Source organism: Brevibacillus choshinensis (genome assembly GCF_001420695.1).
Lineage (GTDB): Bacteria > Bacillota > Bacilli > Brevibacillales > Brevibacillaceae > Brevibacillus > Brevibacillus choshinensis.
Genome location: NZ_LJJB01000013.1, coordinates 861,811 through 881,716, shown reverse-complemented (window position 1 = coordinate 881,716; position 19,906 = coordinate 861,811). Strand labels below are relative to the sequence as shown.

At 49.0% G+C, this 19,906-nt stretch carries 15 protein-coding genes; 1 reads left to right on the top strand and 14 read right to left on the bottom strand.

Translation table 11 applies throughout. The features are described 5' to 3' along the window. Positions 1-13: 13 nt before the first annotated feature. From AN963_RS24445 to AN963_RS24430, 4 genes are all read right to left on the bottom strand, one after another. Positions 14-1,342 carry a hypothetical protein gene (locus AN963_RS24445; RefSeq protein ID WP_407922567.1) on the bottom strand — a complete coding sequence of 443 codons (1,329 nt, stop codon included), beginning with the start codon at positions 1,340-1,342 and terminating at the stop codon, positions 14-16. Positions 1,343-1,537: 195 nt separating this feature from the next. Next, positions 1,538-2,125, bottom strand: coding sequence for an LOG family protein (locus AN963_RS24440; protein WP_055747139.1), 588 nt, complete (start codon positions 2,123-2,125; stop codon positions 1,538-1,540). Between the two features lie 179 nt (positions 2,126-2,304). After that, positions 2,305-3,666: an aspartate aminotransferase family protein gene (locus tag AN963_RS24435; protein ID WP_055747138.1), complete on the bottom strand. Its 1,362-nt coding sequence runs from the start codon at positions 3,664-3,666 to the stop codon at positions 2,305-2,307. Positions 3,667-3,681: 15 nt separating this feature from the next. Beyond that, a complete protein-coding gene (locus AN963_RS24430; protein WP_055747137.1) occupies positions 3,682-5,190 on the bottom strand; it encodes a CoA-acylating methylmalonate-semialdehyde dehydrogenase in 1,509 nt (502 codons plus the stop codon). Positions 5,191-5,356: 166 nt separating this feature from the next. Here AN963_RS24430 and AN963_RS24425 point away from each other — a divergent pair, with 166 nt between their 5' ends. After that, on the top strand, positions 5,357-7,003 hold the full coding sequence (locus tag AN963_RS24425; protein WP_055747136.1) for a PucR family transcriptional regulator: 1,647 nt from the start codon (positions 5,357-5,359) through the stop codon (positions 7,001-7,003). A 64-nt stretch (positions 7,004-7,067) separates the two neighbouring features. On the opposite strand, the gene AN963_RS24420 is transcribed toward AN963_RS24425, so the two are convergent. The 10 genes from AN963_RS24420 to AN963_RS24375 form a co-directional block, all read right to left on the bottom strand. Then, on the bottom strand, positions 7,068-9,338 hold the full coding sequence (locus AN963_RS24420) for a S8 family serine peptidase (protein ID WP_330218855.1): 2,271 nt from the start codon (positions 9,336-9,338) through the stop codon (positions 7,068-7,070). 94 nt (positions 9,339-9,432) lie between these two features. After that, a complete protein-coding gene (locus AN963_RS24415; protein WP_055747135.1) occupies positions 9,433-11,832 on the bottom strand; it encodes an AAA family ATPase in 2,400 nt (799 codons plus the stop codon). Between the two features lie 80 nt (positions 11,833-11,912). Next, complete coding sequence (locus tag AN963_RS24410) at positions 11,913-13,094, bottom strand: MFS transporter (RefSeq protein WP_055747134.1); 1,182 nt, start codon at positions 13,092-13,094, stop codon at positions 11,913-11,915. Between the two features lie 80 nt (positions 13,095-13,174). Continuing rightward, positions 13,175-13,672 carry a MarR family transcriptional regulator gene (locus AN963_RS24405; protein ID WP_236708076.1) on the bottom strand — a complete coding sequence of 166 codons (498 nt, stop codon included), beginning with the start codon at positions 13,670-13,672 and terminating at the stop codon, positions 13,175-13,177. 147 nt (positions 13,673-13,819) lie between these two features. After that, entirely contained in the window at positions 13,820-14,023 is a 204-nt protein-coding gene (locus AN963_RS24400) for a hypothetical protein (RefSeq protein ID WP_201783779.1), read from the bottom strand. Between the two features lie 42 nt (positions 14,024-14,065). After that, positions 14,066-15,115, bottom strand: a complete 1,050-nt coding sequence (locus AN963_RS24395) for a Gfo/Idh/MocA family protein (protein WP_055747132.1) — start codon at positions 15,113-15,115, stop codon at positions 14,066-14,068. Positions 15,116-15,136: 21 nt separating this feature from the next. Further along, complete coding sequence (locus AN963_RS24390; RefSeq protein ID WP_055747131.1) at positions 15,137-16,111, bottom strand: ABC transporter permease; 975 nt, start codon at positions 16,109-16,111, stop codon at positions 15,137-15,139. Continuing rightward, the gene (locus tag AN963_RS24385) at positions 16,108-17,613 is read right to left on the bottom strand and encodes a sugar ABC transporter ATP-binding protein (RefSeq protein WP_055747130.1); all 1,506 of its coding nucleotides are present in this window, start codon (positions 17,611-17,613) and stop codon (positions 16,108-16,110) included. Before AN963_RS24385 ends, AN963_RS24390 begins: the two co-directional genes overlap by 4 nt. Before the next feature lie 102 nt (positions 17,614-17,715). After that, positions 17,716-18,723, bottom strand: coding sequence for a substrate-binding domain-containing protein (locus tag AN963_RS24380; protein ID WP_055747129.1), 1,008 nt, complete (start codon positions 18,721-18,723; stop codon positions 17,716-17,718). Between the two features lie 98 nt (positions 18,724-18,821). Next, the gene (locus AN963_RS24375; protein WP_055747128.1) at positions 18,822-19,814 is read right to left on the bottom strand and encodes a LacI family DNA-binding transcriptional regulator; all 993 of its coding nucleotides are present in this window, start codon (positions 19,812-19,814) and stop codon (positions 18,822-18,824) included. Positions 19,815-19,906 lie beyond the last annotated feature (92 nt).

Below are 19,906 nucleotides of genomic sequence, written 5' to 3'. Positions count from 1 at the left end.
CCATTCGTTTGGCTTACTTGTATTCACCTAGCAGATAATTGTAGAACGGTTGGTCTACCCAGAACTGATAGCTCTCGATGTCGACCTTGTTATCGAGTTTCTTAAAGCCTTCGACGACTTTAGCAGATTGGTCATTCAGTGAGAACGACTGGACGATGAACCGCCCTTCTTTCAGCAGGTTATTCGTGATGACTGGATAATCAGCCAACTCGGTACGAGAGTGGTAAAGCGGCTGCCACCAGGATCCCTTCAAGAGACCAACTGCGTCTTCCGAGTCTTTCTTAGCATATTTCAAGATCAGCGGCTGGAAGCGCTTCTTCTCGTCAACACTTGCAAACTCAAAGCTGAGATCATACTCTTTTGCGTAAGCGATATAGTTGCCATTTTCGATCTGAACGACTTGATAATCATCAGTCTGAACAGGCTCTCCCCATTCTTTCAAATAAATGAAAGCGGACGTTTTTGGTTCAAACTGCACTTTCGCATCGATGCCTTCACTCTTCAGCAGACCAATCAACTGAATGGCGTGGATGATATCGCTATGACCATAAGTGATTGTACGAGCTGGATCAAAATGAGGATCAAACGTAGCGTCCTTCAGATTGTAGCCAGTCACCAGATTTTGTTTGAGTGCGGTATCGACCACCTGCTGCAGCTCACCAGCTTTAATGATCTGGGATTCATACCAGGCTTGAGCCAGTTTGCCGTAGATGCCGTCTTCCCCGACGGTACCCAAGTAGTTTTTGTAATGCCCGCTGAATTCTGCTACTTTGCCGAGCAATTGGTACGCGAGATCAGCTGAAACGGCTCCCGTTACCTTTGCCTCTTTCAGTTGGCCAGAGGAAACGAATCCCGTATCAATGGCAACCGCAAGCTCTTGAGCATTTTGAGCGGAAATCGATCCACCTTTTGTATACGTTATTGCTGCTTGTTTCAGTACAGCAGATACTTTTTCATCGTTATATGTATAGGCGAGCTCTTTCAAGTCGGCTGCCTTCACGACAGCACTGATCGCCTCACTCACAGCCAGCGGGGAGTTACCTGCTGCTAAGAAACCTTTGGCAGCAGCATCTTTTTCCGATATACTGGAAATGTTTGCTACCAGTTTGTTCAGGGCGACTGAAAATTGCTCACGGGTTACTGTACCAGAAAGCTGAATACCATATTGTTGCTTTACAAAGCTACTCCACTCAGCCGAACCTGTTGTCGATGGTTTTGCTAGTGTCAAAGTCGCAGCGGGCACCGTGTTAGCTTGTCCTGCAGCAGCTGCTGCTTGCGGTAAAACAAGGGCTGCCAATAGTGCAGCTGACGTAGATAACTGCAACAGCTTTTTAGACTGGATCATACTCGTTCCTCCTCTTTCTGTGTAGAACAAACATATACCAATTAATCCTATACAAATACTTGGGTAAGATTCCATCCAACTTACCATTAGACACTCTACTATGTCAAGAAAATTTATCCAATGCTCTTTCACGATAAAAAGCAGTTCGCTGGCCCCCCAGTTCGAACTGCTTTTTTGATGATGGAGCCAGGGCTATTCCTTTTCAGTCAACTCCGACCATTTATTTGTCTTAGCAGGAGGGGTGTAGTCACGCATTTTATCGAGGAGCACAGCTGGATCGCTTTCGCACAGGATAAAATCACCTTGCGTGACCGGTATAAAGCCAGCAGCTTTGGCGTGATTCACCATCTCAACAAGTGGTGTGTAGTAGCCATCTACGTTCAACAGCCCGATCGGCTTTGAGTGAATTCCAATTTGTCCCCAGCTGACCACTTCAAATATTTCTTCAAATGTACCGTATCCGCCAGGCAGGGCAATGAACCCATCTGACAAATCATTCATTTTTGCTTTTCTCTCGTGCATGGTTTGCACTTCATGCAGCTCGGTTAGACCAGTATGGACGATTTCTCCTCGAAACAGCCCTGTCGGCATGACTCCGATTGCTTTTCCGTTACCCGTCAGGACAGCATTGGCGACTCTTCCCATCAGCCCCATATTAGAGCCTCCGTACACTAAATCAAGATCTCGTGCGACCAGCTCTCTGCCTAGTTCCACAGCAACTTGTTCGAAAGCAGGATTGACTCCTGGATTGGAGCCTGCGAATACACAAATACGTTTCATCATATCCTCCCGAGATCTCTTGACGTTGAATGCGCTTTGTACCACTTGTAAGTTTATCGCATCATTTTTTAACAATCCAGAAAAGAGTGAATGAAAACAGTAAAAAAAAAACGGGTCAATCACGGACGAGAAATTCAAACTCGCCTGTGTTACCCGTTTGTCTATCGTTCGCCTACGTATTAGCTCAATGTCTCAAACGCTTCTTTCATCACATGGGCAATGAAGTCAATATCATCACTTGTCGTGCTGAAAGGTGGAGACAAGGTAAGCACGTTGTTGAAACCAGGGATCGTATCACCATTACGTCCAATAATCAGTCCGCGCTTCTTGCACTCCGCAATTACCTGGGTCAGCTTGGCAGGAGCGGCTGGTTCTTTCGTTTTTCGGTCTTCTACCATCTCAATACCCATGAGGAATCCAAAGCTGCGGATGTCACCTACATACGGATGATCGGCCAAGAACGCAAGCTTGTCGCGCAGCTGCGCGCCGAGTTCCTTTGCCCGCTCTACGAGTTGCTCTTCATCCATCAGTTCGAGGTTTTTCAGGGCAAGCGCACAGGCTGCCGGATTGCCGCCAAATGTATTGACGTGGCGGAAATGCAGATTTGTCCCTTGCTCGTTGAACTTATCCGCAATATCAGCCCGTACGGCTGTGGCGGACAGTGGCAAATAGGCGCTTGTAATTCCTTTTGCCATGGTAACGATATCAGGCTTCACACCGAAATTTTGATGCCCGAAGCGTTCGCCTGAACGACCAAATCCGCAAATCACTTCGTCGACAATCATCAGCACACCATACTTGTCGCAAATCTCGCGAACTTTTGGCATGTATTCAGGCGCTGGTACGATCACGCCGCCTCCTGTAATGGTCGGTTCCATGATGACAGCCGCAACAGTCTTCTCGCCTTCCCAGTTGATGACTTGATCGAAAAATTGTGCGCATTCCATATTGCAATTTCCGTAAGACTTACCAACTGGACAGCGATAGCAATAAGGTGGAGGTACATGGAGAAAGCCCGGGGCCAAAGGTTCGTACTTTTCCTTGCGAATCGATTGACCCGTCGCAGCCAACGAGCCCATCGTGTTTCCATGATAAGCACGATGACGGGAAATAAACTTGTAGCGGCCCGGATCGCCGTTTTGATGATGGAACTGACGAGCGATCTTGAATGCGACTTCATTCGCTTCTGAACCACTGTTGGAGAAGAATACACGGTATTCCTCACCCAGCCACTCGCTTACCTTTTCCGCCAAACGAATCGCAGGTACATGGCTCTGTGTCAGCGGAAAATACGCCAGCTGCTTTAATTGCTCGTAGGCGGCATCCGCCAGCTCTTGTCTTCCATAACCGATATTCACGCACCACAGACCGGACATCCCGTCCAGATAACGGTTGCCATCGATGTCAGTGATCCACGATCCGCTTGCTTCCGTCACGATCATGGGATTCGGGTTGTACGGTGACATGTGATGCCACATGTGCGAACGGTCTGCATTCAATAGGCTTTCCTTATCAAAAGATTGCGTCAGCTGATCTTCCATCGTGGGCTCCCCCTTTTATTTTACAAAGACTTTTTGCGATCCAATGCTGGTATCTCCATCTTCAAACCAACGAGAGGTAACTGTCTTTTTCTTGGTGTAGAACAGCACGCCGTCCTTCCCGTTTGCATGCAGGTCACCGTAAAAAGACTCCTTCCAGCCTGAGAAAGCAAAGAAGCCCATTGGTGCAGGAACCCCCACGTTTACGCCAACCATCCCTGCTTCTACCCGCTGCACAAACTCTCGTCCCCATTTACCATTGTTCGTGTAAATAGTAGCTCCGTTCCCAAAGCGGGAGCGGCTGATCGTCTCCAAGCCTTCTTCAAAATTGTTCACGCGCATGACACTGAGTACCGGAGCAAAGATTTCATCGCGTACAATGACCATTTCCGCGTTTGCCTTATCAAAAATGGTAGGGCCGAGGAAGTAGCCATCAGGAAGCTCCTTTGCATCCTCCCGTCCATCACGTACCAGATCAGCACCTGCTTCGACACCCTTTTCAATGTAAGAATGGACTTTGGACAGATGCGAATCGCGAATGACTGGACCTAGATCGACGCCCTCTTCCATGCCGTTCCCCATGGTCAATGCGTTCGATTCTTCGATTAAATACTGAACGAGCTGGTCCGCAATTTCCTCAACCGCCACGACGGCACTTGCAGCCATGCACCGCTCGCCCGCACATCCAAAGGCAGAGCTGACGATAGTCTTAGCCGCGCGTCTGATATCGGAATCCTGCATGACGAGATGATGGTTTTTCGCACCCGCCAACGCCTGAACTCGTTTGCCGTTTGTTGCCGCAGTCTTGTAAATGTATTCCGCCACAGGCTGTGACCCGACAAACGAGATCGCTTTCACATCGGGATGCTCCAGCAAGCCGTTCACCACATCATGCGCACCATTCACGACGTTGAATACCCCATCTGGCAAGCCCGCTTCCTTTAGGAGTTCCGCTATGCGAATGCAAGAAACAGGTGTGCGCTCAGACGGCTTCAGGATGAAGGTATTCCCCGCTGTGATCGCAATCGGAAACATCCACATGGGGACCATGATCGGAAAGTTGAACGGTGTAATCCCCCCGACGACACCAAGAGGAAAACGAATGACTTGGCCATCGATCTGTGCAGCGATGTTTGGCAAAGTCTCTCCCATCATCAATGTAGGCATCCCGCAGGCGAACTCCACCATTTCAATCCCGCGCAAGAGCTCAGCTTGTGCTTCCGGGAGATTCTTACCATTCTCCTTGGTAATCATCTTTGCCAGCTCATCCTGGTGCTGTAGTAAAAGGCTGTGGAATCGAAACATAACTCGCGCCCGGTCAACTACAGGAGTCGCGCTCCAGCCGATAAAAGCTTCTTTTGCCGCTTGAACAGCCTTGTCCACATCTTCCTTCGTAGATAGTGGCACTCTGGACAGCAACTCCCCGGTAGCAGGATTAGGAACATCTTCGTACCGATTCGTTGTTGAATCCACCCATTGTCCGCCAATGTAGTTTTTTAATGGATTGCCGACAGTTGTTGTGCTCATTCCTTCAACTCCCTCACGTTCATTGTTTGACAATTCCATTTTATCCAAAAACAATGCCTGTCATCACTAGACAAAGCGTCAACGTTTCAGTAGCATGGATCATACAGAGTGTCGATTGCACGGTCTATTTCTTATTTTGAGGTACTAAGTAGGGGAGGATCCTATCTTGAGTAATGATTGGCGTTTAACCGTTGCAGAATCTATCAAACGTCCCTTGTTCAAACACGCGGAGGTCGTCGCTGGCGGCAGAGGACTAGCCCGGCCGATTCGTTGGGTGCACGTCCTCGAAACTGCCGATTCCTGCCAATATTTAAACGGAGGGGAGCTGATCCTCTCGACAGGTCTCGGCTTCGGTGGAGAGCGAGAAAAACGGCTGGCGTACTTATCCGAGCTGATACGTCGCAAAGCAGTAGGACTTTGTATGGAGCTAGGTGACTACATTCCGCACATCCCTCTGGATATGCAAGAGTTAGCCAATCATCATGATTTCCCGCTAATCGTCTTTCATCAGCCCGTTCGTTTTGTCGACATTACACAGGACTTGCACGAGCATTTGATCAACCGGCAGATGCAGGCACTACGGGATCTGGAGGCCTACTCACGAAGTCTCCAGCAATTGAGCCTACAGAGCCAGGGGATACCTAGAGTCTTACAGCACTTTCAGACGGCCGTACAGATGCAGGTTTTTTTGTACACGCCTGAGGGAACACCACAGTATGTACCTCCACTCCCCCAAAGTGTACAAACGGAATTAACCGAATTGATGCGCAACCATTTTTCTCAAATCGATGGAACCCAAACATCTGTAAGTTCCTACCAGCTGACTGATACGAAGCAGATCGTCTACCAACCCGTCATGGCAATGGGACATCTGCTCGCCTACCTTGGTTTGGTTCTGTACGAGCGTCATTCTGATGAGTACCTGCTCCTCACCCTGGACAGCACGGTCAGCACATTGGCGCAAATCATGATGCGCAAGATGTTCGTGGAAGAGCAGGCACTTGCTACGGAAAACCGTCTATTTGATGATTTGATTGCCAACCGTCCCATCCCGGAAGAACTGATGCGCTCACACATGGGCCTATCCGGAACAGAAAAGCCCCCTGCCTATCACACCATGCTCATGTCCTTTCAAAAAAAATCCAATGAGCACGTCGAGTCACTCCCTCCTCATGACTTGAGTGCTGTTTTTCGTTCGGTCCTATCGAGACTAGGACTACGCGCATTCATTCGTTGTACCGGGAATCGATTTACCTTTCTTCTCGTAGAACGACAGCCAGTGAAAGATCCACGTCGTGTGCTAGAAAAAGCCATGCAGGAGCTCGAGCGCATCACTCGACAAATGATGGGAATGGATACACGGATTTGGTTCGGCATTGGTAGGATCGGCAAAAGGTTGGCAGATGCCGGCAAGCATTTGGCAGAGGCCGAACAGGCACTTGCTTTTCAACACGAGGCGCAAAGTCCTTTTTTTGCCGATCTCGGTCTATTTCGACTGCTCTTTCATATCCCGCACGATCCAGTACTCCAAAACTTCATCCACGATTATCTCGGCCCGCTCCTCGCTCATGATCAGGAGCATAGTTCGCAACTGGTGTATACACTGAGAGTTTACCTCGATACCAATCTGTCCAAGCAAGAAGCTGCTGAAAAACTGTTTATCCATCGGCAGACACTCTACCACCGTTTGGAGAAGATCGCAGAATGTCTCGGAGACGATTACATGCAGCCCCATCGTCGTTTGTGCCTGGAAATCGCACTTCGCGCCCTCGATTGGCTCCAGAAAGAGAAAGACAGCCCTGTAACCAAATAAAATCCGGTCTGCGAACGAACGCATGACCGGACGGAAGGCGTGGTGGCAACTCCACCGCTTTTCTTTATTTGAAGTTCGTCTTAGGATAGCTCAGCCTCAGTCGATAGCTGGCTTTCGCACCCTGTTTCAACTCTACCCTTACTCCATACAATCCTGTCTTGTCCAGTGAGACTTCCAGTTTTTCCGGATGATCAGCACTCACAGCTGATGCGATCTCATTCTTTCGTCTGTCATACACGTACACATCCACGTCAGCATCCTCATTCCAGTCAACCGAAAGCTTTAACTCGCCTACTGTCACTGCACGAATCGTGTACTCACGATACGGTTTTTCCTTGGTGACGCTCCCTTTATACGTGACTTCGTCGGTAGAAGGTCGTCCCGGTTCAGGCTCCTCTGCGCGGGTCCATTCACCGGTCGTCGCGAGTGCATACGGTTGAGGACCTTTTGGAATGTTGTAGCCTTGCACGGTAACCTTGTAGATCCCCTTCTCCGGTTCCTTGATCCAGATCTGCTCCACATTGTTCAGATTGTCTACCTCGTCATCATAAGGGGCCTCGAAAAAGTCATTTCCATTCAGCTTTTTCCCTTTGGGTGTCGTAACCGTCAGATTCAAGTCGTTGACCAACGCGCGTTTGGCTACCAAGGAAGCTGGATAATCGGTCCACGCCAGCGTTATGGCCAATGGTTTCGAATCATCCGACACCTTGATCGCATACGTGACCTTTTCCTTTGTTTTGATGCCTTTCTTTTCGTCCTTATAGTTCGTCTGAATCGCTTGAGAGAGGTTGGCGCGTCCGAAGCCTTGCAGGCGCATGTCTTCTTCCAGCTCGTCCGCACTGCTGAGCAGGATCGCTTTTAACAGGGCTGCACTTGGTTCTTTTTCTCCTTGTTCATTCAAGAATTGTCGGACCTGTGCGACGCCACCTGCCATAATTGCCGTTGCCATGCTCGTCCCAGTCATATAAGCGTAGCGATCATCCAGACGCCGATCGAAGTTTTTACTTTGCGCAAACGCCGATCGAGTAGACACAATCGACGTTCCAGGTGCGACAAGATCCGGTTTTATTCGGCCATCTGCTGTCAGACCACGGCTGCTATATTTCCATACATCATCAATATCGTCAGACTCGGTACCAAAGCGAGGACGATCGTTTTCGGTAGCACCTACTGCAATGATATTTTTTGCGGTAGCCGGACTGCCAATCGTTTGATAGCCTTTATTTCCTTCGTTACCTGCCGCCACCAGCGCTGTCATGTCTGGATGCTCCCATAAAAACTGGTCAAACAGGAAAGAGGTGAGACTGTATTCCCCATTGTCGTCATCCCCCCATGAATCAGAGTGGATACGGGCTCCATCCTCATAGGCTTGCGCCAAAATCGTTTTCACATCGGTTTCTAGACCTTCATCTTCTTCTTCAATGGAGTGAAAAACGAGTTTGGCATCGGGCGCCATACCTTTGTATTTTCCTTCCGATGCTGCGCCTGTTCCGAGGATAGAGCCGGCTACATGTGTTCCGTGACCGTGTTGATCGCTCGAATCACCAGGCCTGCCAATGGCATACAGGCTCTTTATCTGTCCTTGAAAATCAGGATGCATCGTTGCTTCATTTCCCGTATCCAGTCCTGTGTCTGCTACTCCAACGATCTGCCCTTCACCTGAATAACCTGTCGAGGTGAGCTCGTCCGAGTGAATGATCGTTGCAGCCAGGTCATTGCGCAGCTTGTTTTCCGGAAGTGGAACAACCGCGATCACATCCTCCGACTGAATCACTTCCTCCAGGTCTTGTCCACTCATCGTAGCCACCGAAATATGCTTGGCATCATCCAGTGCTTGCAAGTCCTTCACACTACCCTGCATCGACAAGCTATTTACCGTCCGCTGCATATTCACTTGGCGGTCAAAGCCTACTACCGCAACCTCGACAGCCTTTTGTTTGCCCAATGCAGAGCGTAGGGTTGGCGTTACCTTGGAGACAGACGTGAACGGGGTGACATTTTCTATAAAAGAAAGTTTCTCCAACTTCTTTTTATTTTGAGTACGACCAAGCTTTGCTAGGAATGCGTAATCCGGTATGTAATCACCCAGAGTGACCCCCAGGTCTTCGATTTCTTCCTTCCAATCCTCTTGTACAGGTCCACTGAGCTGGATGATGACCAGCTCCGACTTCATTGATTTGGTAGAAGCTGTGTCTATTGACAGATCTTCTTTTGCCTCGATTTGTATATGTCCTTTTCGTTCTCCTGATTGTTTGGCACCTGCTGGCAACGTGGCGACCAATAGTGACAAAACAACTACTGTCGATAGTGCCGCGTTCAGACGTCTTTGCAACACAAAAACACCCTTCCCCGAATTGGCGTAATGTTTCCATTATACGGGAAAACGTGTATTTGAAAAAGGGAGGGAAGGAGGGGAACTAGGACAAAAACTAGTTCTCTGTACCCTCTTCTTCCCGTATCCAGTCGAGTAAGGGAGCAAAATCCGACCACTCCAGTGTTGTCAACAACGTCTGACTCCAGTCTTGCTTGGGTATCGTCATCAAACGAACTGCTTGGTGTTGCATGGCTTCCTGCAACAAATTTCGGCTGAATCGCCCATTCCCTTCCAAGGGTTGGGAGACCGTCGCTGCTTGCAGCTTTTCTTTGATTTTGAGGATAACACGTGAGTCAATCTGGTACCCTGCCTCGATCGCTGCCTGTTCCAGGATCAGGACGAGCTCATCTGATTTGTAATCAGCGAAGTGGACGTACTTTTTAAAGCGAGACAACAAGCCAGGGTTGCTCGCCAACAATTGATTCATTTCAAAAGGATACCCTGCCAGCACTACGACCAGATTTTCTTCATGTCTGGTCATCTCTTCTACCAGCGTATGGATCGCTTCCTGTCCAAAATCTCGCTCTCCATTGCCTAGCAACGAATAGGCTTCATCGATGAAAAGCACACCACCCAACGCCTCACGCACTTTCCTACGGGTATAGGTAGCCGTTTGACCGACATAGCCCGCTACAAGATCCGCCCGACTCACCTGCACCAGATGACCTCTTTTCAGGTAGCCAATCTCTTTTAGGATTTCGGCGTACAGAGCTGCCACGGTCGTCTTTCCCGTCCCTGGATTGCCCGTAAATACCGCGTGTAATTCTACCGGACTCATTGGCATTCCGAGAGCCCCTCGTTCCTGCTGGACGGCTACAAAGGCAGCAATCTTCTGCAGCTCCGCCTTGACCTGAGTGAGCCCGACCAAACGTTCTAGCCGCTCCGTTGCTGACTTTTCAGCCGTTACGATCTCTTCCTCTACGACATCCTCAGGGAGAAGTACCGTGTAATCCTCCCATTGCAGCTCTTTTCCAGCCGTTGCACGACCTTTGGCGAAAATCGCATCCAATACGATGTTGGTGACGGTCCGTGCATTCCCGAAGGTATCATCGACTTGCGCTTTTTCGATGCGTTGGCGCAGGGCAAATTTTGCTGGTTCTGTCAGGGAAAAATCGTTACGATGAGCCACATGATCTGCGATAAGCAAAAGTTCTTCCGCCGTGTAATTGGGTAAGAGAAAGTGTCCCGTCTCGGGAAAACGACTGTACAGCCCTGGATTTGCGAGCAGGAAATGGCGCATTTCTTCGGGGTACCCTGCTAAAATGACGACGAAACGACCGGCGTACTCTCCACTCGTCATAGCGGCTACCAGCGTATCAACCGCTACTTGTCCGTAGTCACTCCCAGAACTGTCAGGACGCTTCAGGCTATAGGCCTCATCGATGAACAGGACCCCGCCGTCCGCCTGCTTTACTGCCTCCATGACACGTTGCTCCGTTTGGCCAACATACGCGCCAATCAAGTGTGAGCGGTCCACTTCGATCATTTGGCCGCGTTCGAGTAGCCCTAGCTCATGATACAGTCGAGCGATCAGACGTGCCAAAGTGGTTTTACCTGTTCCGGGATTCCCCATAAGAACCAAATGAAGAGGCAATTCATCCTGCATATGCCATCCTTTTTCTTCACGCAAACGGCGATATTGCAGAAATTGAGCCAGTTGTCGGACACGATGCTTGATATCCTCTAGTCCAATCAGTCCTTCGAGCTGCTCCAAAGCGGAAAGCTCCCGCATTTCCACTTCTACTTTGGCACCCGATTCATTCAAGGGTAACAAAAGCGCTTTTTGATCATGCTGCTGCGCTAGCTTCCGAATGGTGTCCTGTAGCTGTGAGAGCATCTCCGTAGAAAAAAATACACCCGAAAGCGAATTTGCGTAGGCTTGGACTCTTTCTGTCAATTCAACTAGCAAGCCCTCACGCTGTGCATAAAGCTGCTCTACCGCTAGAGCCGTAGACTCCAGCTGAGAATCCTGTAATTTCGTTGCTAATTGGAGGGCCTGTGCAGCGATCGCCCTCCATTTTCCAAGCTCAGCCATCTCTGATGCTGCGAGTGCAGTCAGCACTTCTACCGTACGTCTGCGCGTTACGACATTATCTGTTTCTCTGATGACTGGGAATGCATTGGCGAGGACGTGCTCTCGCAGAGAGGAAAAAGAGAGCTGCAGACGATATTCCGCTGCCGGCATGTAAGTCGGGTCCAACTGTTCTGCCCGATCTAGCCATTCTTCGGCCAGAGTAGTTCCGCCTTTTTTGGTCATACGCAGAGCTGCCATCCGCGTGAGAACAACTGCTTCCGCACTATCCAAAGTAGATAGATCCTGATTCGTACTCCTCTGCTGCTCGATTTCCCGCAACAAAGAAATAAACTCGCCTTCTGTCACCTCTAGTATCGTAGGTGGGTTGGTACGCCACCGCTCAATCACCTGTAATGGATCCCGTTCTTGCTGCTGATTCATGTTTGTTATGCTCCTCCCGAACCTGTCTGTCACTCATTTGTAGCACATTTAGGGGAGCATGAAAAGAATGGACTCTGACCTTACGCACTCGGAATAATGTTCTTCTGTCGTTTGCTGATCTGCGCTCGTGCAAACAGAACGGCACACGCGATCACGATTCCTGCAATCCCAAACTCGAGCCACGTCCCGCCAAAACCGAGCAATGCCGCTCCACCAACTGGCCCTGCCGCCATTCCCACATAGCGGATGAAGTTATACACGCCAATCGCGGTACCGCGCTCATGTTCAAATACTTCCGAGAGCAACGTCGTTTGGACAGGCATCCCGATTCCTAGTGTAAATCCGAAAATAGCACTGGCCATAATCATAAAGGGAAGAGAAATATCCGTCGCCACCATAAACAAAAAGGTTGCGAACGCATGTGCGCCTGCTGTGAACACCAACGCTCTACGTGTTCCTAAGCGTTTTTGCAGTCGTCCTGAAAGCTTACTGCTGATGACGAATACTCCTGAGATCAGTAAATAGATGAGACCAATTTGCCCGGCTGTTAACTGGTAGACCTGTGTCAGGTGCACGGGAATAAAAAGGAGAAAGGCGTGATAGGCAAACATTTGCGTGAAACCAATCATAATGACAGACGCTCCAATTGGCTGAGTGAGCACATCTCGAAATGATTGGAGGCCAAATTTTTTCGTATCGACTTGATCACTTTTGGTTTCGGGAAGCAAAACTGCATTCGCTGTCAGGACACATAAAGTACTAATCGCCAGAAACAGAAACACAGCACTGTGGCCGCCAGCACCACCTATCCATCCTCCGAGTAACGGACCGATCGCGGGTCCTATTCCCAACATCATTTGATACGTTCCCATTTCTTCCGCTCTTTTCGGGCCAGCAAACACGTCGCCGATCACGGTAGCAGCCACAATCGGGATGGCGGCAAATCCAATTCCTTGCAAAGCACGAAAGATTAACAGCCCGTTGATCGAATCGACCATATAGCATCCGAATGAAGCCAAAGCGTACAACATGAGTGCAGGAATCAGTACCTTGCGCCGACCAAAACGATCAATCATCGGCCCATAGACGACCTGCATAATGGCCAGAGAAACGGTAAAGATGGAAACCGTCCAGTTGATGATCGTTGATGTAGTATGAAATTCATTCTGCATGGCAGGCAGAATCGGCATAAACAGGTTTTGTGCAAAGGTTCCGAGTAAGATCGAAAACCCAAGCAAGTAAAGGATCTTCTTTGCATTCATAGGATGGTTCACCTCAAAATCAAATATTGTGTCCAAGGAAACAATCGGTTTATAAAAAAGCGAGCGAGAAGATTGTAGAATTACTGACCTGACCAGTTCTTATCCATTTCCAATGTCGCGTCACGCATGACGTTCTGCAAAAACTCTAACTCTGCATCGCTATAGCGACCCAAAAATTCCAGCATGTGGCGCTCCAATTTTGAATGAAAGAGTTCATGAAAACGAAAGACAGATTCCCCTGCACGTGTCAGACGAAAGAATACTTCCTTCTGGTTATCCTCCAGCTGATAGCGCTCAATCAATTTCTTTTTCATCAGCTTGCTCGCGATTTTAGAAATGGCACTTTTCGTCACACCGATCTGCTGGGCAATGGTTGTCACATTCACCTTTTCCTGAGAACCGATGGATTGGATGACGTGCAGTTCCGTAATTGATAGTCCGCCGAGCTCATCATAGTCAGGCATACTTTTGCGGATTTGTTCTAGCAGCAAGGCTTCTCGACGTTTAGCACGATCCTCTTGTTTGTGCAGCATCAAGACCCACTGATTCCAAATTTTTTGCTTCTGATCCACGATCATGTACAGCCCCTTTTTGTGTCCTTGGAAACATTGTTACTTTATCACGGAAAACATTTGATTGCAACGCAAAACATTTCAGCTAATTTCGATTTCTTATACGATAAAAGAAACCGCAGCCCCACTAGGAGGCTGCGTCTCTTGGTTTTCTCACACATTGATGTTGCCCATCTCCACATCTGCGGAAAAATGAGCGAGTGCCGCATCAAAGACATCACTCTCAGAATCGGCTGCGATCTTGAACATCGTAACCACTTTATTGCCGCTGCGCACTTGAACATTGTATTGCGAATCTCCATCGTACGTGGTGGCAAAATTGTAATCCCTGCCGTTTACATTCATGTTTCGTTCCACAGTGGTCACCTCCCGCCATAGTGTGACCGTTCTGCTTCCTCATTATCCATGTTTAGGCAGTGTTGATACCGATTTTCCATTCTCTGCGGATTCGACTGCCGCCTGAATGATTTCCAGCGCTCGCACACCGTCTTCGCCCGTGACAACAGGCTTTCCCTGAAATCGAATCGTTTCTACGAACGCATCGATAACACCACTATTCGTCTGATGCTCGTTTGTTTGGATGGCGCCGACCTTGTAATGCTTGCGTTCTCCACTTGATTTTATGATCTCTATATCTGCATCTGGATTGGCAAAAATTTTCATCATCCCTTTTTCTCCATACAAAATGGTACTGTTGTCCTCATCTCCATAGTAGCTCCAGCTAAAAGAAGCAGTCCCAATTGCTCCGGATGCCGTACGTAGAATACACACCATGTTGTCGTAAACCTCAATCGGCTTCCCCTGCTCGTCCTTCTTGTCGAGGGCACCCGCATACGCACTCACTTCGGAGATTTCGTCATCCAGCAAAAAACGGAGCAAGTCAACCTTGTGGATTCCTAGATCACCTGCGACCCCTAGTGCAGATCGATCTTTTTTGAAAAACCATGTCGAGTTGGAAGCGTTGATGCTCCAGTACTCGGGGCCTTTGTGACCAAAGTTCGTTTTAAATGATAACACCTTGCCTACCTCACCGGATTGCAGCAGGACTCGTGCCATTTCATGGGCGGCAACCAGCCGTTGATTATGGTCAATCATTAGCACGGTGCCTGACTCCGCTGCTGCGAGGACGATGCTCTGTGCCCCTTCTAGGGTGGTTGCGATCGGCTTTTCACAAAGAACGTGCTTGCCAGCTCGCAAGGCGCGGGTCGTAATCACGTGATGCATCTCGTTTGTAGAGCAATCACTGATGGCATCGACATCCGGATGATCAACGATGTACTCCCAGCTATCAGCTACCTTCGCACTAAAGCGTTCTGCCAGTCTAGCGGCACGATCTGGATTGGGATCATAGACAAAAGAGAGCTCTACATGTGGATTATTCGTATACTCAGGCGCATGTCGCTGGTTAGCGATCGATCCGCATCCGATGATTCCCACTCTGATCGTCATTTTCATTCCCCCTCTATCTTCCTATTGCTGTTCTTTCTTTTGCAGCAAAACTGCCGCAATAATGATCAGACCTTTTACCAGCCCCTGTAAATACGGAGAAATATTCATTAAATTCAACATATTGTTTAGAACACCGAGGATGAGGACACCAAAGAACGTTCCGATGATTTTCCCCCGTCCACCCGACATTCTGGTCCCACCAATGATAACCGCGGCGATTGCGTCCAACTCGTAGGAGAGTCCGGAGCTAGCTGACGAAATGGAATTGAGACGAGACGATTCGACCACCGCTGCCACTGCGACAAATGTGCTGCATAGCATGTAGACTCCCATTTTGACTTTGTTAACCCGGATCGTGGACAGCAATGCTGCCTTTTCATTACTTCCAATCGCGTATACATAGCGCCCAAAGCGCGTCTTGTGCATGAGGATATAAACCAGAAAGGTCATCAACAGAAAGATGTAAATTGGCACTGCCAGACCGAGCCACTCTGTATTGGCTATGGCCGTATAGCTTTCTGCTTTCCCTGAAAGGCTCCCTCCTTCCGCGAAATAGAGGACGATCGAACGTGCCGATGCCATCATTCCCAATGTAGCGATAAACGAAGGAATCTTGCCTTTTGTCACCATCAGACCATTCAGACTACCAACCGCTGCCCCTGCAATCAATGCCACCATGAGGGCAATCAGAACACTCTGAGTCGCATTGAGCACACTGACTGCTAGAGCTCCTAAAAGTGCTAAGACCGCGCCTACGGAAAGATCGATCCCGCCCGATAGCATAACCACGGTCATACCAAGGGAAATAATTCCAATGATGGAAACCTGGCGCAGGATGTTCGTGAAGTTAACCACACTAGCAAAATGGCTATCCACCATAGAGGCAATCAAAACGATGACTACGAAAGCAACAACGACACTGTATTCCGACCAGACCCACTGTCCGCGTGTTTTCCAGGAGGCCGCGTGCCTAGCTGTCGGGGGAGTATCCATCATACGGCTTTTTCCTCCTTTTTCACGCCTGTCGCGTATAGCATGATCAACTCTTCATTCACTTGGTCTCGTGTCAACGTACCCGTAATTTCCCCCTGATACATGACCATCACCCGATCGCATAGTCTCATGATCTCTGGCAATTCCGAAGACAGAACGATGATTGCCTTGCCTTGCTTTGCAAGCTCCGCGATGATCTGATAGATCTCACTTTTCGCTCCCACATCAATCCCCTGTGTCGGGTTGTCAAAGATGAGGATGTCTGGGTCGGCTTCGAGCCATTTCGCAAGCACTACTTTTTGCTGATTGCCTCCGCTCAGACTGACGATGGGCAGGTCAGGATCAGAGACTTTGATGGAGAGCAATCCACGGTACCTTTCGAATGCTTCTATTTCTTTTTTGCCGTCAATAAGCAAATTCTTTTGAAAATGCTCGAGCGATGCAAGACTCAAATTTTCCTTGATGCTCATATCTTTAATGATGGCATTTTCCTTGCGATTTTTGGGTACGAGCCCGATACCTGCCTGTAAGGCCTGACGAGGGTGGCGTAGCTTTTGGACCTGTCCTTTGACCCGTATCTCGCCCGAGTAAGGACGACATCCGAAAATGGATTCAAACAATTCGGTTCTTCCATCTCCCGCCAGTCCTGTAAACCCCACGATTTCTCCTCTAGCCAGGGAAAAATGAACGTTCTGAAACCACTTTCCACTGCTAAGCTTCCTCACTTCGAGGGTAATGTCGTTACTTAGGGTAGAACAATGGTAGGATTCGTTTCCTACCGACTTACCAACCATCAATCGGGTTAACTCCTCTTCGTTTGTTTCACTCACGAGTCCATTCCCGGCCAGTTGCCCATCCCTAAGTACCGTGTAACGATCACATACGTTCAAAACTTCTTTTAGCTTGTGAGAAATGTAGATGATACTGACTCCGTTGTCTCGAAGAGTGCGCATGGTGTCCATGAGATGCTCGATTTCGTAATTCGTCAAGGCGGTTGTAGGCTCATCCATGATGATTAATTTGGCGTCGGTCAATAGGGCTCTCGCTATTTCTACCATCTGCTTGAAGGAAGGCTCCAGGTCGCGCACCATGCTTTTCGGATGAAGGTTGGACCCCATTTTTCCCAACAGCTCTTCCGTGCGTCGACACATGTCATCGACACGCAAGAAGCCAAAGCGATCCGTCCATTCTGCGCCCAGAAAAATATTTTCATAGACGGTCAGATCTGCGACAGCATTCAGCTCTTGATGGATAAAACGAATTCCAGTCTGTTGGGAAACCCGAGGTTCAGACATGTGAGCTCGCTGTCCCTCCATGTAGATCTCACCAGCATCTGGCTGCAGAATCCCTCCCAGAATGTTCATCAGCGTAGATTTCCCGGCTCCATTCTCCCCGAGCAATGCATGAATTTCTCCTTTTTGCAGAGAAAAATGGACCCCTTTCAACACTGGGACACCATTGAATGCTTTTTCTATCCCCTGCATGTGCAGCACTTTTTCAGCCATGAGCTCCTCCTGCCAATCAGCACCCTGCCCACCAGAAAGGACGGCAACTTTCGGACGTATCCATCCATTGCCGCCCCTCCCTCATTCGAGCGCGTGGCGCGATTAATAATTCGCGTTCGGGTCGTAAAACTTGTCAATATTGTCCTTGGTAATCGGCGTTGCTTCGAGCATTGTGACCTTTTCTGCTGGGGACTTGCCGTTTACTATTTCGACTGCTTGCTTGACTGCATCCTTTACCATCAAGGGCGAATAGGTGAAGGTCGCTTGCATCAATGGATCACTATCTTTAATCAGCTTATACACATCTTTATGTCCACCAGCTCCGGTTACGACCTTGATATCCGTGCGCTTTGCTTCCTTGATCGCTTGCAAGACACCTAAAGCCATCTCGTCGTCATGCGTGTATACAGCATCGATTTGCGGTTGAGATTGCAGAATATTCTGCATTACATTCAGAGATTTTTCCTTTTGGAAGTCTCCTGATTGGCTGACAATGATCTGCATCTCAGGATGGTCCTTGATCGCTTCGCGGAAGCCGTCGCTACGCATGGTCGTGACAGAGCTCGGTACCCCGATGATCTCGACGATTTTGCCTTTTCCTCCTAGCTTATCGGCTAAGTACGTTCCAGCATGGGTGCCTATCCCTTTGTTGTCCCCTTTTACAAGCGCCGTAAAATCATCGCTTTCCAGCTCACGGTCTACCACGATCAGTGGGATGCCAGCTTCTTTGACCTTTTTGGCTACAGGTGTCATCGCTGCTGACTCGATCGGGAGCATCACGATCGCCGATACCTTTTTCGAAATGAGATCCTCAATGTCATTCGTCTGCTTGTTTGGATCTGCGGCAGTCGTGATAACATATTTGAGTCCTTCCGCTTTGGCTTCGTCCTCCGCATTTTTAATGACAGCTCCCAACCATCCGTGGTCGGCTGCCGGGAACGACATCCCGATGACTTTTTCAGCAGCTGCTGGTGCAGTACTGCCGCCTCCCTGTCCCCCTGAAGTTCCCGAACCGCCAGCTGCAGAGCCACCACCTCCGCTACATCCGGCTAGCGTCAACAGTGTTGACAAAGCCAAAATCGCCCATTTGCCTAGATGAAACCGTTTCATGCATTCTCCCCCTTTTGTTTACATAGAGAACCCGGGTTGCTCATGTTACAAGCGATTATTAGTAACCCGGGAAACACCCTCTTGCGCAATGAACTTTGTTATCCCATCGTCGATTCACGGATGATCAACTCGTAGTCCAAGACGATGCTCTCCACCCGATCCTGTGGGGCTGAAATCCGCTTGATCAGCATCCGCGCTGCCTCACACCCCATCTCATACATAGGCTGCGCGACTGTCGTCAAGCTGGGATTCATCATACTGGCGAACGGAATGTTATCAAAGCCAACTACCGCCATGTCATCGGGGACCTTCAGCTCTGCTTCTTTGATGCTTCGCAATGCGCCGATGGCAAGCGTGTCCGAGACCGCGAATACGGCTGTTGGGCGATCATCCAACCCCAACAATGCCTTCATCGCGCGATGTCCACTCTCGAAATGTAAATCGGTGTGAATGATGTAGCTCTGGTTAACTGAGATTTTAAACTCTCTCAGTGCTCGCAAATAACCTTCCTTGCGAAGTCTCGCATAGAGGAACCTCTCATCAGAATTGATAATGGCTACTTTTTTGTGACCCATCATCAGCAAATGCTTGACTGCTTTATATGCTGCTGTCTGGTTGTCAATGGAGACATAAGGTGTTTGATCCGTCTCGCTGTATTCACAGCATTGAATGACCGGATACTCTTCCCCCAGCTTTCGGATGTTTGCCAAATCAACAGCGGGATCCATGGAAATGACGCCATCTGCCATCCGATTGCGCAAAAGATCCAAATAAACGTTTTCTCGCTCCACATCGGAGTCGGTCGTGCATAGGAGGGTGTTGTAATGATTGCGTCGCGCGATGTCTTCAATTCCTTGCACGATTTTGGAGTAAAACGGGTTGGAGATGCTGGGAACGAGGACGAGCAGCATCCGGCTTTCCGCACAACGGAGATTTCGCCCGAGCATGTTGGGGTTGTATTGCAGTCTTTCGATGACGTCTTCTACTTTGGCTCTGGTTTTCGCGGAAACGGAGTCATGATGATTTAAAACGCGGGAAACGGTAGCAACAGATACGCCTGCTTCCTTTGCTACTTCCTGAATAGTTGCCATGTGTCTTGATTATCCCTTCAAAATGTAATCGATTACAAGGATAATGTAGCGGAGTCAAGGCCCATGTGTCAATATAAATTTTGAATATTCAA

Excerpts from the sequence above, each read along its gene's own strand:
- AN963_RS24440 (WP_055747139.1), bottom strand. The coding sequence starts at position 2,125 with ATGAAACGTATTTGTGTATTCGCAGGCTCCAATCCAGGAGTCAATCCT.
- AN963_RS24435 (WP_055747138.1), bottom strand. The coding sequence starts at position 3,666 with ATGGAAGATCAGCTGACGCAATCTTTTGATAAGGAAAGCCTATTGAAT.
- AN963_RS24430 (WP_055747137.1), bottom strand. The coding sequence starts at position 5,190 with ATGAGCACAACAACTGTCGGCAATCCATTAAAAAACTACATTGGCGGA.
- AN963_RS24415 (WP_055747135.1), bottom strand. The coding sequence starts at position 11,832 with ATGAATCAGCAGCAAGAACGGGATCCATTACAGGTGATTGAGCGGTGG.
- AN963_RS24410 (WP_055747134.1), bottom strand. The coding sequence starts at position 13,094 with ATGAATGCAAAGAAGATCCTTTACTTGCTTGGGTTTTCGATCTTACTC.
- AN963_RS24405 (WP_236708076.1), bottom strand. The coding sequence starts at position 13,672 with ATGATCGTGGATCAGAAGCAAAAAATTTGGAATCAGTGGGTCTTGATG.
- AN963_RS24395 (WP_055747132.1), bottom strand. The coding sequence starts at position 15,115 with ATGACGATCAGAGTGGGAATCATCGGATGCGGATCGATCGCTAACCAG.
- AN963_RS24390 (WP_055747131.1), bottom strand. The coding sequence starts at position 16,111 with ATGATGGATACTCCCCCGACAGCTAGGCACGCGGCCTCCTGGAAAACA.
- AN963_RS24385 (WP_055747130.1), bottom strand. The coding sequence starts at position 17,613 with ATGGCTGAAAAAGTGCTGCACATGCAGGGGATAGAAAAAGCATTCAAT.
- AN963_RS24380 (WP_055747129.1), bottom strand. The coding sequence starts at position 18,723 with ATGAAACGGTTTCATCTAGGCAAATGGGCGATTTTGGCTTTGTCAACA.
- AN963_RS24375 (WP_055747128.1), bottom strand. The coding sequence starts at position 19,814 with ATGGCAACTATTCAGGAAGTAGCAAAGGAAGCAGGCGTATCTGTTGCT.